The organism is Streptomyces sp. NPDC005492, assembly GCF_040605995.1.
Lineage (GTDB): Bacteria > Actinomycetota > Actinomycetes > Streptomycetales > Streptomycetaceae > Streptomyces.
Map to the genome: position 1 here is coordinate 409,112 of NZ_JBEXDX010000001.1, position 14,116 is coordinate 423,227.

Consider the following 14,116-nt stretch of genomic DNA (forward strand, 5'->3'; position numbering starts at 1 on the left):
CGCGGCAGCCCCCCGCTCCCGGCCAGGAAGCCGCGACCGGCGGGCTCCCCGGTGCTGGCGTGCGCTCAGAGGTACCCCCACGCCCGACACATCGGCCGCAGCACCTCCGGGATCTCCTCCAGCGCCGGTGCCGGCCGGTCCGGCTGGACCCGGCCGGAGCGGATCTTGTCGTTCCAGTCGCCGAAGCCGCCGCCCAGGACGGCGCCCTCCAGACTGCTGCCGTAGTCCAGCATTCCGGGTTCGTAGGGCAGGCCCAAGTAGTCGCAGATGCCGCCGAGTTCGGTGGCGGGGTCGGCCGTGAGGTCCTCGTAGCGCAGGATGTGGCCGCCGACCTCGGCACGGGCCTCCTCCATGGACTCCATGTACTTGAGGACCCGCTCCGCCGCCTCCTCGCGGGTGCGGTCCGGTACGGCCTCGTGCCAGGAGCGGGCCACCGCCCCCGGGTGTCTGCGCAGGAACACGAACCGGGCGTCGGGCCAGGTCTCGGCGATGCGCTGCCACTGGAAGGCGTTGCCGGGGGTCTTCTCCACGATGAACTGCTTGCCGGACTTGACCAGTTCACGGTGCAGGGCCCGGTCCCAGAGCAGGCCCTCCAGTTCTTCGTGGCCCAGGCCCAACGCCTGCAGGGATCGTTCCGTGGGGGTGCCCGACCTGAAGTAGACCTCGATACCGGTCAGATGGAGTTCATGCGCGGCGTGCAGCCGGGAGTGCGCCCCCAGCATCATGCGCAGCAGCGTCGACCCGGAACGCACCGAGGTCAGGATGAACACCGGTCGGTCCAGCAGCCGGTCGACGGCCGGGTCCACCGTCGTCGGCTCGGGTACGGCGTCGGGGCGCGCGGGGCGCGAACCGCGCGGGGAGGGCACGGCCCCCAGGGAGCCCACCGTCGTGGCCGTGGGCGGCGTCGGCACCCGGCGTATCTGGTAGCCGGTCGTCTCGGCGAGCTTGGAGTTCAGCTTCCGCAGCATGCTCATGGCGGGCACGGTAAGGGGAGAGTATGAGACTGGGCTGAGCGTATTTTTCACCCCTCCGATGTCGCCGTTCGTTCACCCCAGGTTCTTGGTCAGGGTGTACTCGGTGAGCCCCGGCGGATAGTCCGCGATCACGCACACCACGTCGTAGCCCTGCTTCTTGTAGAACTCCGGCGCCTGGAAGTCCCAGGTCTCCAACCGGGCCGCCACACAGGCGCGCTCCTCGCGGGCGACGCGCTCGGCGGTGGCCAGCAGCCGGCTCCCGAGGCCCGTCCCCCGGTGCCGGCCGTCCACCCAGAGGTATGTCACATGGAGCCAGTCCGCCCAGGTGTGGCAGACCGCTCCGCCCGCGAGCTCGCCGGCGGCGTCCAACGCCCAGACGTGAAGCGGAACTTCACGTTCGCGAGGGGTTCCGCGCAGCGCGCGAAGGACCGGCGACGCGGCCGTGTTGGTTTCCAGCAGCCGCGCGCGGAGCAGATCGCGTCGCTCTTTGTCGACTTCCGTCTCAATACGAAACATGCGGCTCACCATAAACGGGCCGGACAGTCAGTTCTGCAAATTAGCTTCCGCTGCCGCGCCCCGGCCGTACGCTGTGAACAGCACCGGTGGGGGCCGGTGCTGATCAGGGGGCGAGACAAGTCGGGTACGACGCCCGATGTGGGGGTAGCAGTGTCTGCATGGCGGCGGCCGTGCGGCGCAGGCCGCTCCCGGGCGTCGTACCCGCAATCATCGCTTCGTCTCCCGACGATGAGGTATCCCCTGCTCCATCAGGAGCCTGGGGAAGGGGGTTTCGTGGTTCGCATCCGAGTCCTGGTCGTCGACGACCATCGCATCTTCGCCGAGTCGCTCGCCGCGGCACTGGCGGCCGAGCCCGATGTCGACGTCTCCGCCGCCGGCAGTGGTCCCGCCGCGCTGCGCTGCATGGAGCGCGCGTCCGCCGAGGGCCGCAGATTCGACGTCCTGCTCGTGGACGCCGACCTGGGCGGCAATGTGCCGGGCGTCCGGCCCGCCGTGCCGGTGCAGGCGGGCAACGAGGACGGGCTGGTGGACGGGATCTCCCTGGTCGCCGGGGTCCGCTCCGCCCAGCCGAGCGTACGGATGGTCGTACTCGCGGAGAAGGACGATCCGCGCCGGGCCGCGCTGGCCCTCCAGGCCGGAGCGTCCGGCTGGGTCGCCAAGGACTGCTCGCTGTCCAGGCTTTTAACCGTCATCCGAGGGGTGCTGCGAGACGAGACGCATCTGCCACCCGCCCTGTTGACCGGAGTCCTGCGTGAGTTGACGGCCGCCCGCAAGCACCGCACCGAGAGCGAGCGCCTGGTGGAGTCGCTGACTCCGAGGGAGCGGGAAGTGCTGCGCTGCATGGTGGCCGGTCTGGGGCGGAAGGCGGTCGCCGAGCGGCTGTTCCTCTCCCCGCACACGGTCCGGACACATATGCAGAACGTGCTCGGCAAGCTGGGCGTCCACTCCACCCTGGCGGCGGTGGCTCTGGCCCGGCGCGCGGGGGTCGGGCCCGTCGACCTAGCCGGGGATGTTGTCGAACGGGGCGGTCAACTGGCGTAGCAGTCCCGCCAGTTCGCCCCGCTGGGTGCGGGAGAGCTCCGCGAGGATCGCGCGCTCCTGGGCCAGCAGGCCGGCCAGGGCCTGGTCCGCGCGGTCCTGGCCCTCCTCGGTGAGCCGGACCAGCACGCCCCGGCGGTCGCTGGGGTCGGGGAGCCGCTCGACCAGGCCCTTCTTCGCCAGCCGGTCGATACGGTTCGTCATCGTGCCGGAGGTGACCAGGGTCTGCGTCAGCAACTGGCCGGGGGAGAGCTGATAGGGGCTGCCCGCGCGCCTGAGCGCCGTCAGCACGTCGAACTCCCAGGGCTCCAGGCTGTGCTCGGCGAACGCCAGCCGACGGGCCCGGTCCAGATGGCGGGCCAGCCTGCTCACCCGGCTGAGCACCTCAAGTGGCTCCACGTCGAGGTCCGGGCGCTCCCGGCGCCACGCTGCGACAAGCCGATCGACCTCGTCCTCCATGACGATCAGTGTAGTGGTTGTGTCGACATGAAGTCTCTTGATATCAACTAGCTCGATAGCAAGTCTCTTGACATCGAGAGAGTTGGGGCGGGAAGGTGTATGCCATGACTTCCGCCTCGCCCGTGTGGGACCCCGCCCAGTACCTCCGCCACGCCGACCACCGCGCCCGCCCCTTCGCCGACCTGCTGGCCCGGGTCCCCGCGCTGCCCGCGGAGCGCCCCCGCATCGCCGACCTCGGCTGCGGCCCCGGCAACATGACCGCCGTCCTCGCCGACCGCTGGCCCACCGCGCACATCACCGGCTACGACAACTCACCCGAGATGCTCGGCAGGACCGAGCCCTACGCGGGCCCCACGGCCGGTGGCGGCCGGCTCGACTTCGCCGCCGCGGACGCCACGACCTGGACGCCGACCGAGACGTACGACCTGATCGTGTCGAACGCGGTGCTGCAATGGGTGCCGGGACACCTGGAGCGGTTCGGTGACTGGCTCGCCGCGCTGGCCCCCGGCGGCACCTTCGCCTTCCAGGTGCCGGACAACATCGACGCGCCCCTGCACGCCCTGATGCGCGAACTCGCCGCCACCGCCCGCTGGAAGGGCCGACTCGGTGAGGTGCTGCGCCGCGAGGACTCGGTGCACGCGCCCGGCGTCTACCTCGACCGCCTGGCCCGGTTGGGCTGCGACACCGACGTCTGGCAGACGACGTACCAGCACATCCTGCCCGGCCAGGACCCCGTCCTCGACTGGGTCAAGGGCACCGGCCTCCGCCCGGCCCTCACCGCGCTCGCGGACGACCCGGAGGCGCGGGACGCCTTCGTCGCCGAGTACCGCGACCTGCTCCGCGAGGCCTATCCGACGGCGCAGTACGGCACGGTGCTCCCCTTCCGACGGCTGTTCGCGGTGGCCCGCAAGGAGGCGTGAGGGATGCTCGTGGCCGTGGACCATGTGCAGTTGGCGGCTCCGGCGGGGGCGGAGGACGCGCTGCGGAGGTACTACGTCGACACCCTCGGCATGACCGAGATCCCCAAGCCGACGGTGCTCGCGGCGCGGGGCGGGTGCTGGTTCGGGGCGGGGGCGGTCCAGCTCCACCTGGGTGTCGAGGCCGACTTCAGGCCTGCGCGGAAGGCGCACCCGGGGCTGCGGGTCACCGGCATCGAGGCGTACGCGGCCCGGCTGAAGGCCCATGGGGCCGAGGTCGTCTGGGACGGGGACCTGCCGGGCCACCGGCGCTTCTACTCCGAGGACCCGGTCGGCAACCGCCTCGAGTTCCTCGAACCGGAAGCCTGACCCGTGTTTGCCCGCCGCGATCACGGCTACCCGCAGAGTGAAGCCAAGGTCCGATTCCGACCGTTCGACCGGGAGTGATGCGCGGTGGCGAAAGACCAGAAGGCCAAGGCCAAGAAGGAACAGGCCAAGGGCAAGGCCAAGGAGACCCTGGGCCGTGCCGTGGGCAACGAGAGCATGGCGGCCAAGGGCAGGGCCGAGAAGACCAAGGGTGACGCCCGCCAGGCCAAGGAGAAGGCGAAGGACGCCTTCAAGCGCTGACCGACGCCGGGGAGGAAACGGTGGCGGGCCCCTGCTGGAGAGCAGGGGCCCGCCACCGTCTGCTCTGCGACCGGGAGTTCAGCTTTTCCGGTGACCTATCAGGCGGGGCTTCGCCTCCAGCCCGTCCAGGCCGTGCCAGGCCAGGTTCACCAGATGCGCCGCCACCTCCGCCTTCTTCGGGCGGCGGACGTCCAGCCACCACTGGCCGGTCAGCGCGACCATGCCGACCAGGGCCTGGGCGTACAGCGGGGCGAGCTTCGCGTCGAAGCCGCGGCTCTTGAACTCGCGGCCCAGGATGTCCTCGACCTGTGTCGCGATGTCCGAGATCAGGGAAGCGAAGGAACCCGTGGACTGCGGGATGGGGGAGTCGCGGACCAGGATGCGGAAGCCGTCCGTGTACTCCTCGATGTAGTCGAGGAGGGCGAAGGCCGCCTGTTCGCAGAGCTCGCGGGGGTGGCCGGCCGTCAGGGAGCTGGTCACCATGTCCAGGAGGCGGCGCATCTCGCGGTCCACGACCACCGCGTACAGGCCCTCCTTGCCGCCGAAGTGCTCGTACACCACCGGCTTGGACACCCCGGCCTTCGCCGCGATCTCCTCCACCGACGTGGCCTCGAAGCCCTTCGTCGCGAAGAGCGTGCGACCGACCTCGAGCAGTTGGGCCCGGCGTTCGGCTCCCGTCATCCGGGTGCGGCGCGCGCGCCGGGGCTTCTCACTGCTCGGGGTACTGCTGGGATCGGTCGCCACGGCGTCAATCATGCCGCCTCCGCCGACTCCTTCCGGGGCTCGGAGCCGTCCGTACCGGAGATACGGCGCGAATCGATACGCGAGCGTGACGGCCAGCGCACGTCATAGGCCCAGCCGAGCTGCTCGCACCAGCGGATGATCCGCGCCGAGGAGTCGAGCTGGCCGCGCATCACACCGTGCCGCGCGGACGTCGGGTCGGCGTGGTGCAGGTTGTGCCAGGACTCGCCGCAGGACAGGATCGCCAGCCACCACACGTTGCCCGAGCGGTCCCGCGACTTGAAGGGGCGCTTGCCGACCGCGTGGCAGATCGAGTTGATCGACCACGTGACATGGTGCAGCAGCGCCACCCGGACGAGCGAACCCCAGAAGAAGCCGGTGAACGCGCCCCACCACGACATCGTCACCAGCCCGCCGATCAGCGCCGGCAGCGCCAGCGACAGCATCGTCCAGAAGATGAACTGGCGGGAGATCGCCCGGATCGTACGGTCCTTGATCAGATCCGGGGCGTACTTCTCCTGCGGGGTGCGCTCCTCGTCGAACATCCAGGCGATGTGCGCCCACCACAGACCCTTGATCAGCGCCGGCACCGTCTCGCCGTAGCGCCACGGCGAATGCGGGTCGCCCTCGGCGTCGGAGAACTTGTGGTGCTTGCGGTGGTCGGCCACCCAGCGCACCAGCGGCCCCTCGACCGCCATCGACCCGGCGATGGCCACGGCGATCCGCAGCGGCCGCTTCGCCTTGAAGGAGCCGTGGGTGAAGTACCGGTGGTAGCCGATCGTCACGCCGTGGCAGCCGAGGTAGTAGAAGAACACCAGCAGGCCGAGATCCAGCCAGCTCACCCCGCCCCAGCCCCAGGCCAGCGGCACCGCCGCGACCAGCGCCAGGAACGGGACGGTGATGAAGAGGAGGAGGGTGAGCTGTTCCAGCGACCCCTTCTTCTCGCCGCCGAGGGTGGCGGCGGGGAGCGGAGTGCCGTCGCCGTTCGCCCGCGGGGCGTCGTCGATCACTTCGGAGCTCGTGGTCATGGGCGTCCCCTGTGGGGTTCGGAGGTGGAGGCGGAGCGTCGGACTGCGGGAGTCGAGAACGAGTTCACCATGGACTTCCCTACGGTTCCGTAACCTACGGCGACGTAAGTATGGCAGCGCGTCGACCGGTGGACGAAGCCCGTGAGACCGCGCGTCAGAGTGGAGACCTATCCTTGTGCTGGTCGGACAGCGCGGTCCGTTCTGATTTCTTCCCGGATGTCCGTTCGCCAATCGGCAGCCGCCGTGGGACCGCCGTCCGGGTTCCCTCCAGACGAGCTTCAAACACTGCAAGGAGCCGCACCTGTGAGCAGTGCCGACGACCAGACCACCACAACCAGCAGTGAGCTGCGCGCCGACATCCGGCGACTGGGCGACCTCCTCGGCGAGACCCTCGTCCGGCAGGAGGGCCCCGAGCTGCTCGACCTGGTCGAGAAGGTCCGCCGCCTCACCCGGGAGGACGGCGAGGCCGCCGCCGAGCTGCTGCGCGGCACCGAGCTGGAGACCGCCGCCAAGCTGGTCCGCGCCTTCTCCACCTACTTCCACCTGGCCAACGTCACCGAGCAGGTGCACCGCGGCCGCGAGCTGCGCGCCAAGCGCGCCGCCGAGGGCGGGCTCCTCGCCCGTACGGCCGACCGCCTCAAGGACGCCGACCCCGAGCACCTGCGCGAGACGGTGAAGAACCTCAACGTCCGCCCGGTCTTCACCGCGCACCCCACCGAGGCCGCGCGCCGGTCGGTCCTCAACAAGCTCCGGCGCATCGCCACGCTCCTGGAGACCCCGGTCATCGAGTCCGACCGCCGCCGCCACGACACCCGGCTGGCCGAGAACATCGACCTGGTCTGGCAGACGGACGAGCTGAGGGTCGTACGGCCGGAGCCCGCCGACGAGGCCCGTAACGCCATCTACTACCTGGACGAGCTGCACGCGGGCGCCGTCGGAGACGTCCTCGAAGACCTCACCGCCGAGCTGGAGCGCGTCGGCGTCAAGCTGCCCGACGACACCCGCCCGCTCACCTTCGGCACCTGGATCGGCGGCGACCGCGACGGCAACCCGAACGTGACCCCGCAGGTCACCTGGGACGTCCTGATCCTGCAGCACGAGCACGGCATCAACGACGCGCTGGAGACGATCGACGAGCTGCGCGGCTTCCTCTCCAACTCCATCCGCTACACGGGTGCCACGGAGGAGCTGCTGGAGTCCCTCCAGGCCGACCTGGAGCGGCTGCCCGAGATCAGCCCCCGCTACAAGCGGCTCAACGCCGAGGAGCCCTACCGGCTCAAGGCCACCTGCATCCGGCAGAAGCTGGAGAACACCAAGAGCCGCCTGGCCACGGGCACCCCGCACGAGGCCGGCCGCGACTACCTCGGCACCGCCGAGCTGCTGCACGACCTCACCCTGATCCAGACCTCGCTGCGCGCCCACCGCGGCGGCCTCTTCGCCGACGGCCGCATGGACCGTACGATCCGCACGCTCGGCGCGTTCGGCCTCCAGCTCGCCACCATGGACGTACGCGAGCACGCGGACGCCCACCACCACGCGCTCGGCCAGCTCTTCGACCGGCTCGGCGAGGAGTCCTGGCGGTACGCCGACATGCCCCGCGAGTACCGCGCGAAGCTGCTCGCCAAGGAGCTGCGGTCCCGCCGTCCGCTCGCGCCCACCCCGGCGCCCGTCGACGCGGCCGGTGAGAAGACCCTCGGCGTGTTCGAGACGGTCAAGAAGGCCCTCGCCGTGTTCGGGCCCGAGGTCATCGAGTCGTACATCATCTCGATGTGCCAGGGTGCCGACGACGTGTTCGCCGCCGCCGTCCTCGCCCGCGAGGCCGGCCTGATCGACCTGCACGCCGGCTGGGCGAAGGTCGGCATCGTGCCGCTCCTGGAGACCACGGACGAGCTGAAGGCCGCCGACACCATCCTGGAGGACATGCTCTCCGACCCGTCCTACCGGCGCCTCGTCGCGCTGCGGGGCGATGTCCAGGAGGTCATGCTCGGCTACTCGGACTCCTCCAAGTTCGGTGGCATCACGACCTCGCAGTGGGAGATCCACCGCGCCCAGCGGCGCCTGCGCGACGTCGCCCACCGCTACGGCGTACGCCTGCGTCTCTTCCACGGCCGGGGCGGCACGGTCGGCCGCGGTGGTGGTCCCTCGCACGACGCGATCCTCGCCCAGCCCTGGGGCACCCTGGAGGGCGAGATCAAGGTGACCGAGCAGGGCGAGGTCATCTCCGACAAGTACCTGGTGCCGTCGCTGGCGCGGGAGAACCTGGAGCTGACGGTCGCCGCCACCCTCCAGGCCTCCGCCCTGCACACCGCACCCCGTCAGTCCGACGAGGCGCTGGCCCGCTGGGACGCGGCGATGGACGTGGTGTCGGACGCCGCGCACGCCGCGTACCGCAGGCTCGTCGAGGACCCGGACCTGCCGACGTACTTCCTCGCGTCGACGCCGGTGGACCAGCTCGCCGACCTGCACCTCGGCTCACGGCCCTCCCGCCGCCCCGGCTCGGGCGTCTCCCTCGACGGACTGCGCGCCATCCCGTGGGTGTTCGGCTGGACCCAGTCCCGGCAGATCGTGCCCGGCTGGTTCGGCGTGGGCTCGGGTCTGAAGGCGCTGCGCGAGGCGGGCCTCGACACCGTGCTCGACGAGATGCACGAACAGTGGCACTTCTTCCGCAACTTCATCTCCAACGTGGAGATGACCCTCGCGAAGACGGACCTGCGGATCGCCCAGCACTACGTCGACACCCTTGTCCCGGACGAGTTGAAGCACGTGTTCGACACCATCAGGGCCGAGCACGAACTGACCGTCGCCGAGGTGCTCCGCGTCACCGGCGAGGCCGAACTCCTCGACGCCACCCCGGTGTTGAAGCAGACGTTCACCATCCGCGACGCCTACCTCGACCCGATCTCGTATCTCCAGGTCACCCTCCTCAAGCGCCAGCGCGACGAGGCGGCGGCCGGCGCCGAACCCGACCCGCTGCTGAGCCGGGCCCTGCTCCTCACCGTCAACGGTGTGGCGGCGGGCCTGCGCAACACCGGCTGAGGAACAGCGAAAAGGGTGCCCCCGAGCTGTCGTAGAAGCTTGGGGGCACTCGTCTTTCAAGCGATCAGAGCGCGACGAACGCCGCCGTCAGCAGGGCGATGCCCGACCCGGCCAGTACCCACGCGGCCCGGGTCAGCCGCAGGCCTCCGGCGACGACCACCGAGGCGAGCAGGAGGGCGCCGCCGAGGGGGACCCAGGCGTAGAGAACGCCGGCGGGGCCGGAGCGCATGACCTCGTTGGTGCCCGGCTTCACGATCACCGAGTACGTCCGGCCCTTCTTCACCGCGACCGTGTGCTCGATGACGACCTTGTCGCGGGCCCTCGATCCGGTCGACTCCGGTATGTAGGGGCCGGTGCAGGTGTCGTCGCCGCACGAGGTCACCTCGATCGAGCCGCTCTCGCGTCCCTTGGTCAGCATCACGTTGTGCGCGGTGGGCCAGGAGCCCCAGACCCCGGCGATCAGGATCAGCGCGGCTACCGTGCCCATCGCCGCGAGCCGTCCGAAGTTCATGGCGGGGATCATTGGCCATACCCGCACACGCGGTCAACTCCGGTGACCGACAAGTCGGTCCCGTCAGGAGTTGTACGCGCTCTGCGCCCGCTCCAGGCCCTCGCTCACCAGACACTCCACCGCGTCCGTCGCCCGGTCCACCATGAAGTCGAGTTCCTTGCGCTCCGCCGAGGAGAAGTCCTTCAGCACGAAGTCCGCCACCTGCATCCGGCCCGGCGGACGCCCGATCCCGAACCGCACCCGGTGGTAGTCCGCGCCCATCGCCTTCGTCATCGACTTCAGCCCGTTGTGGCCGTTGTCCCCGCCGCCCAGCTTGAGCCGTAGGGTGCCGTAGTCGATGTCCAGCTCGTCGTGCACGGCGACGATGTTCGCCACCGGCACCTTGTAGAAGTCGCGCAGCGCGTTGACCGGACCGCCCGACAGGTTCATGTACGACATCGGCTTCACCAGCACGATCCGGCGGCTCGCCGGACCCGGCGCCCCGATCCGGCCCTCGAGGACCTGCGCCTGCGCCTTCCCGGCCCGCTTGAACTTCCCGCCGATCCGCTCGGCCAGCAGATCGGCCACCATGAAGCCCACGTTGTGCCGGTTGTTCGCGTACTCGGGGCCGGGATTCCCGAGCCCCACGATCAGCCAGGGGGCGTTGGCGTCGGTCGTCACGTCCATGTCTCCTCGATACGCGCCAGCCGCTGCTCCCGGTGGGAACAGCGGCTGACACAGCGGTGAAGGGTGAGGATCAGGCCTCGGTGGTCTCGGCCTCTTCCTCGGCGGGAGCCTCTTCCGCCTGGGCGGCCAGCACCTGGAGGACGACCGCGTCCTCGTCGATGGCCAGCGTGGTGCCCTTGGGCAGCGGGATGTCCTTGGCGGCGATGGAGGCACCGGCCTCCAGGCCCGCGATGGACACGGTGACCGACTCGGGGATGTGCGTGGCCTCGGCCTCGACGGTGATCGTGCTCAGCACGTGCTCCAGCAGGAAGGAGCCCGGGGCCAGCTCGCCCTCGGTGTGCACGTAGACCTCGACGGTGACCTTCTCGCCGCTCTTCACGGTGAGCAGGTCGACGTGCTCCAGGAAGCCCTTGATGGCGTCACGCTGGACGGCCTTCGGGATCGCGAGCTGGGTCTTGCCCTCGATGTCCAGGGTGAGCAGAACGTTCGGGGTACGCAGGGCGAGCTGCAGCTCGTGGCCGGGCAGCGTGACGTGCAGCGGGTCCACACCGTGGCCGTAGACCACGGCGGGAACCTTCTTGTCACGGCGGATACGGCGGGCGGCACCCTTGCCGAACTCGGTGCGGGTCTCGGCGGTGAGCTTGACGTCGGCCATGGTCACTCCTCGTAGAACAGTTGGGGAAGGTGGTCACCCGGCCGAACATCGGCCTGCTACGAAGAGCGCGTCGATAACGGACAGCCACACCTGAGAACAGGTACGGCCTCCCTCGCCGAGCAACTCGGACAGAGTACTCGGCGGGAAGGCCGTACCAGAAATCGATCTACGACCGCGGGGGTCAGTGCTCGTCGAAGAGGCTCGTCACCGAGCCGTCCTCGAAGACCTCGCGGACCGCGCTCGCGATGGTCGGGGCGATCGACAGGACCGTGATCTTGTCGAGGTCGGCGCCCACCTCGCCCGGCGTCGGCAGGGTGTCGGTGAGGACGAACTCGCTGACCCGGGAGTTCTTCAGGCGGTCCGCGGCGGGGCCGGAGAGCACACCGTGCGTGGCCGTCACGATGACGTCCTCCGCGCCGTGCGCGAACAGGGCGTCGGCGGCGGCGCAGATGGTGCCACCGGTGTCGATCATGTCGTCGACCAGGACACAGACACGGCCCTTGACCTCACCCACGACCTCGTGGACGGTCACCTGGTTCGCCACGTCCTTGTCGCGCCGCTTGTGCACGATCGCGAGGGGCGCGCCCAGGCGGTCGCACCAGCGGTCGGCGACCCGGACGCGGCCGGCGTCGGGGGAGACGACGGTCAGCTTGGAGCGGTCGACCTTGCCGCCCACGTAGTCCGCCAGGAGCGGGAGGGCGAAGAGATGGTCCACGGGGCCGTCGAAGAAGCCCTGGATCTGGTCGGTGTGCAGGTCGACGGTGAGGATGCGGTGCGCACCCGCCGTCTTCATCAGGTCCGCGACCAGCCGGGCCGAGATCGGCTCACGGCCGCGGTGCTTCTTGTCCTGCCGCGCGTAGCCGTAGAACGGCACGATCACCGTGATGGAGCGGGCCGACGCGCGCTTGAGGGCGTCGATCATGATGAGCTGCTCCATGACCCACTGGTTGATCGGAGCCGTGTGGCTCTGGATCACGAAACAGTCCGCGCCGCGCACCGACTCCTCGAAGCGGACGTAGATCTCGCCGTTCGCGAAGTCGAAGGCCTTGGTCGGGACGACCCCGACACCCAGCTGGTGGGCGACCTCCTTGGCAAGCTCGGGGTGGGCGCGGCCGGAGAAGAACATCATCTTCTTCTCGCCGGTCGTCTTGATCCCGGTCACAGCACTGTCTCCTCAGAGGTCATTCAACTGGGTGTGCGTTTATCACGGTACGCCGTCCTCAACGCACCCGTTTCCAGTCAGTCTTCGGTCTCGCCCTGGCGGGAAGCCGTTTCCGCGGCCTTCGCCGCCGCGCTCCCCGGACGCTTGCGGGCCACCCAGCCCTCGATATTCCGCTGCTGGCCACGGGCCACGGCCAGCGAACCGGGCGGTACGTCCTTGGTGATCACGGAGCCGGCGGCGGTGTACGCGCCGTCCCCGACCGTGACAGGTGCCACAAACATATTGTCCGAACCCGTACGGCAATGCGATCCGACGGTGGTGTGGTGTTTGTCCTGTCCGTCGTAGTTCACGAAGACGCTGGCGGCACCGATGTTGGTGTACTCGCCGATCGTCGCGTCACCGACGTAGGAGAGGTGCGGGACCTTGGTGCCCTCGCCGATCGTCGCGTTCTTCGTCTCGACGTACGTCCCGATCTTGCCCTTCGCGCCCAGCCGGGTGCCGGGGCGGAGATAGGCGAACGGCCCGACGGTCGCCCCCGGTCCGACGTGCGCGCCGTCGGCGACCGTGTTGTCGACGCGGGCGCCGGCCTCGACGGTGGTGTCCTTCAGCCGGCTGTTGGGGCCGACCTCGGCGCCCTCGCCGATGTGGGTGGCGCCGTGCAACTGGGTGCCGGGGTGGACGATCGCGTCCTGGCCGAAGGTGACGGTGACGTCGATCCAGGTCGTCGCCGGGTCGATGACGGTGACCCCGCCGAGCATGGCGCCGGTCAGCAGCCGGTCGTTGAGGATGCGGCGGGCCTCGGAGAGCTGCACGCGGTTGTTGATGCCGGCGATCTCGCGGTGGTCGTCCGCGACGGAGGCGCCGACCCGGTGCCCGGCCTCGCGCAGGATGCCGAGGACGTCGGTGAGGTACTCCTCGCCCTGGCTGTTGTCGGTGCGCACCTTGCCGAGCGCGTCCGCGAGCAACTGCCCGTCGAAGGCGAAGACCCCGGAGTTGATCTCGCGGATCGCGCGCTGCGAGTCGGTGGCGTCCTTGTGCTCGACGATCGCGGTGACGGCACCGGAGGCCCCGTCGCGGACGATCCGGCCGTAGCCGGTGGCGTCCGGGACCTCGGCGGTGAGCACGGTCACCGCGTTGCCGTCGGCGGTGTGGTTGGCGGCGAGGGCGCGCAGGGTCTCGCCGCGGAGGAGGGGGGTGTCACCGCAGACGACAACGACGGTCCCGTCGACGCTTCCGCCCATCTCCTCCAGCGCCATGCGGACGGCGTGCCCGGTGCCGTTCTGCTCGGCCTGGATCGCGGTGCGCACGCCGGGGTCGGTCTCGCCGAGGTGGGCGGTCACCTTCTCGCGGGCGTGGCCCACGACGACCACCAGGTTCTCCGGCTCCAACTCGCGGGCGGCGGCCAGCACATGACCGACCAGGGTCCGGCCACAGATCTCGTGCAGGACCTTGGGTGTGGCCGACTTCATACGGGTGCCCTCACCCGCTGCGAGTACGACGACGGCTGCCGGGCGAATGGCGCTCACGGGTTTGCCCTTCGGCTTCGGAATGCTGGGGGGTGGACATTCGCAGGATACCGGGGCGTTTCATGGGGGACATGAGAGTGGGCCCTGACAGTGCTGTCAGGGCCTGGGCAAGGGTGTTCGGAAGGGCACTTGAGGGGGTGCCGCGGAGGTGCCGCAGAAGGAAGGTGCTCCCCCGCCAGGACTCGAACCCGGACAAATGGCACCAAAAGCCACGGTGCTGCCAATTACACCACGGGGGATCAAACTCGTTTTAACCGGAC

Annotated in this window: 15 protein-coding genes and 1 tRNA gene; 5 read left to right on the top strand and 11 right to left on the bottom strand. The window is 69.9% G+C overall.

All coding sequences use genetic code 11. The features are described 5' to 3' along the window. Positions 1-65: 65 nt before the first annotated feature. Complete coding sequence (locus tag ABZT04_RS01945; RefSeq protein ID WP_356051744.1) at positions 66-974, bottom strand: sulfotransferase; 909 nt, start codon at positions 972-974, stop codon at positions 66-68. 72 nt (positions 975-1,046) lie between these two features. After that, on the bottom strand, positions 1,047-1,502 hold the full coding sequence (locus tag ABZT04_RS01950) for a GNAT family N-acetyltransferase (protein ID WP_356051746.1): 456 nt from the start codon (positions 1,500-1,502) through the stop codon (positions 1,047-1,049). Positions 1,503-1,763: 261 nt separating this feature from the next. Between ABZT04_RS01950 and ABZT04_RS01955 the strand changes: the two genes are divergently transcribed. Continuing rightward, a complete protein-coding gene (locus ABZT04_RS01955; RefSeq protein WP_043684893.1) occupies positions 1,764-2,531 on the top strand; it encodes a response regulator transcription factor in 768 nt (255 codons plus the stop codon). On the opposite strand, the gene ABZT04_RS01960 is transcribed toward ABZT04_RS01955, so the two are convergent. After that, positions 2,490-2,987: a MarR family transcriptional regulator gene (locus ABZT04_RS01960; RefSeq protein ID WP_356051748.1), complete on the bottom strand. Its 498-nt coding sequence runs from the start codon at positions 2,985-2,987 to the stop codon at positions 2,490-2,492. The two genes, ABZT04_RS01955 and ABZT04_RS01960, sit on opposite strands and share 42 nt — an antisense overlap. Positions 2,988-3,091: 104 nt before the next feature. Between ABZT04_RS01960 and ABZT04_RS01965 the strand changes: the two genes are divergently transcribed. From ABZT04_RS01965 to ABZT04_RS01975, 3 genes are all read left to right on the top strand, one after another. Continuing rightward, positions 3,092-3,907 carry a trans-aconitate 2-methyltransferase gene (locus ABZT04_RS01965; protein ID WP_356051751.1) on the top strand — a complete coding sequence of 272 codons (816 nt, stop codon included), beginning with the start codon at positions 3,092-3,094 and terminating at the stop codon, positions 3,905-3,907. Positions 3,908-3,910: 3 nt separating this feature from the next. Continuing rightward, positions 3,911-4,273, top strand: a complete 363-nt coding sequence (locus ABZT04_RS01970; protein ID WP_356051754.1) for a VOC family protein — start codon at positions 3,911-3,913, stop codon at positions 4,271-4,273. A gap of 84 nt (positions 4,274-4,357) precedes the next feature. Beyond that, entirely contained in the window at positions 4,358-4,531 is a 174-nt protein-coding gene (locus tag ABZT04_RS01975; RefSeq protein ID WP_355908280.1) for a CsbD family protein, read from the top strand. 78 nt (positions 4,532-4,609) lie between these two features. On the opposite strand, the gene ABZT04_RS01980 is transcribed toward ABZT04_RS01975, so the two are convergent. Beyond that, complete coding sequence (locus ABZT04_RS01980; protein ID WP_356051756.1) at positions 4,610-5,287, bottom strand: TetR/AcrR family transcriptional regulator; 678 nt, start codon at positions 5,285-5,287, stop codon at positions 4,610-4,612. Next, complete coding sequence (locus ABZT04_RS01985) at positions 5,284-6,300, bottom strand: fatty acid desaturase (protein ID WP_356051759.1); 1,017 nt, start codon at positions 6,298-6,300, stop codon at positions 5,284-5,286. The genes ABZT04_RS01980 and ABZT04_RS01985 overlap by 4 nt, the downstream gene beginning before the upstream one ends. Before the next feature lie 303 nt (positions 6,301-6,603). On the opposite strand from ABZT04_RS01985, the gene ppc reads away from it, so the two are divergent. Beyond that, a complete protein-coding gene (ppc, locus tag ABZT04_RS01990; RefSeq protein ID WP_356051761.1) occupies positions 6,604-9,336 on the top strand; it encodes a phosphoenolpyruvate carboxylase in 2,733 nt (910 codons plus the stop codon). 64 nt (positions 9,337-9,400) lie between these two features. Here ppc and ABZT04_RS01995 read toward each other — a convergent pair whose 3' ends face one another. From ABZT04_RS01995 to ABZT04_RS02020, 6 genes are all read right to left on the bottom strand, one after another. Beyond that, the gene (locus ABZT04_RS01995) at positions 9,401-9,847 is read right to left on the bottom strand and encodes a hypothetical protein (protein ID WP_356051764.1); all 447 of its coding nucleotides are present in this window, start codon (positions 9,845-9,847) and stop codon (positions 9,401-9,403) included. 63 nt (positions 9,848-9,910) lie between these two features. Further along, the gene (pth, locus tag ABZT04_RS02000) at positions 9,911-10,513 is read right to left on the bottom strand and encodes an aminoacyl-tRNA hydrolase (protein ID WP_356051771.1); all 603 of its coding nucleotides are present in this window, start codon (positions 10,511-10,513) and stop codon (positions 9,911-9,913) included. 70 nt (positions 10,514-10,583) lie between these two features. Beyond that, positions 10,584-11,168: a 50S ribosomal protein L25/general stress protein Ctc gene (locus tag ABZT04_RS02005; RefSeq protein ID WP_355908296.1), complete on the bottom strand. Its 585-nt coding sequence runs from the start codon at positions 11,166-11,168 to the stop codon at positions 10,584-10,586. 181 nt (positions 11,169-11,349) lie between these two features. After that, entirely contained in the window at positions 11,350-12,330 is a 981-nt protein-coding gene (locus ABZT04_RS02010) for a ribose-phosphate diphosphokinase (RefSeq protein WP_356051773.1), read from the bottom strand. A 77-nt stretch (positions 12,331-12,407) separates the two neighbouring features. Continuing rightward, entirely contained in the window at positions 12,408-13,856 is a 1,449-nt protein-coding gene (gene glmU / locus ABZT04_RS02015; RefSeq protein WP_356051775.1) for a bifunctional UDP-N-acetylglucosamine diphosphorylase/glucosamine-1-phosphate N-acetyltransferase GlmU, read from the bottom strand. Positions 13,857-14,023: 167 nt separating this feature from the next. Continuing rightward, positions 14,024-14,095, bottom strand: a tRNA-Gln gene (locus ABZT04_RS02020). Between the last annotated feature and the right edge of the window lie 21 nt (positions 14,096-14,116).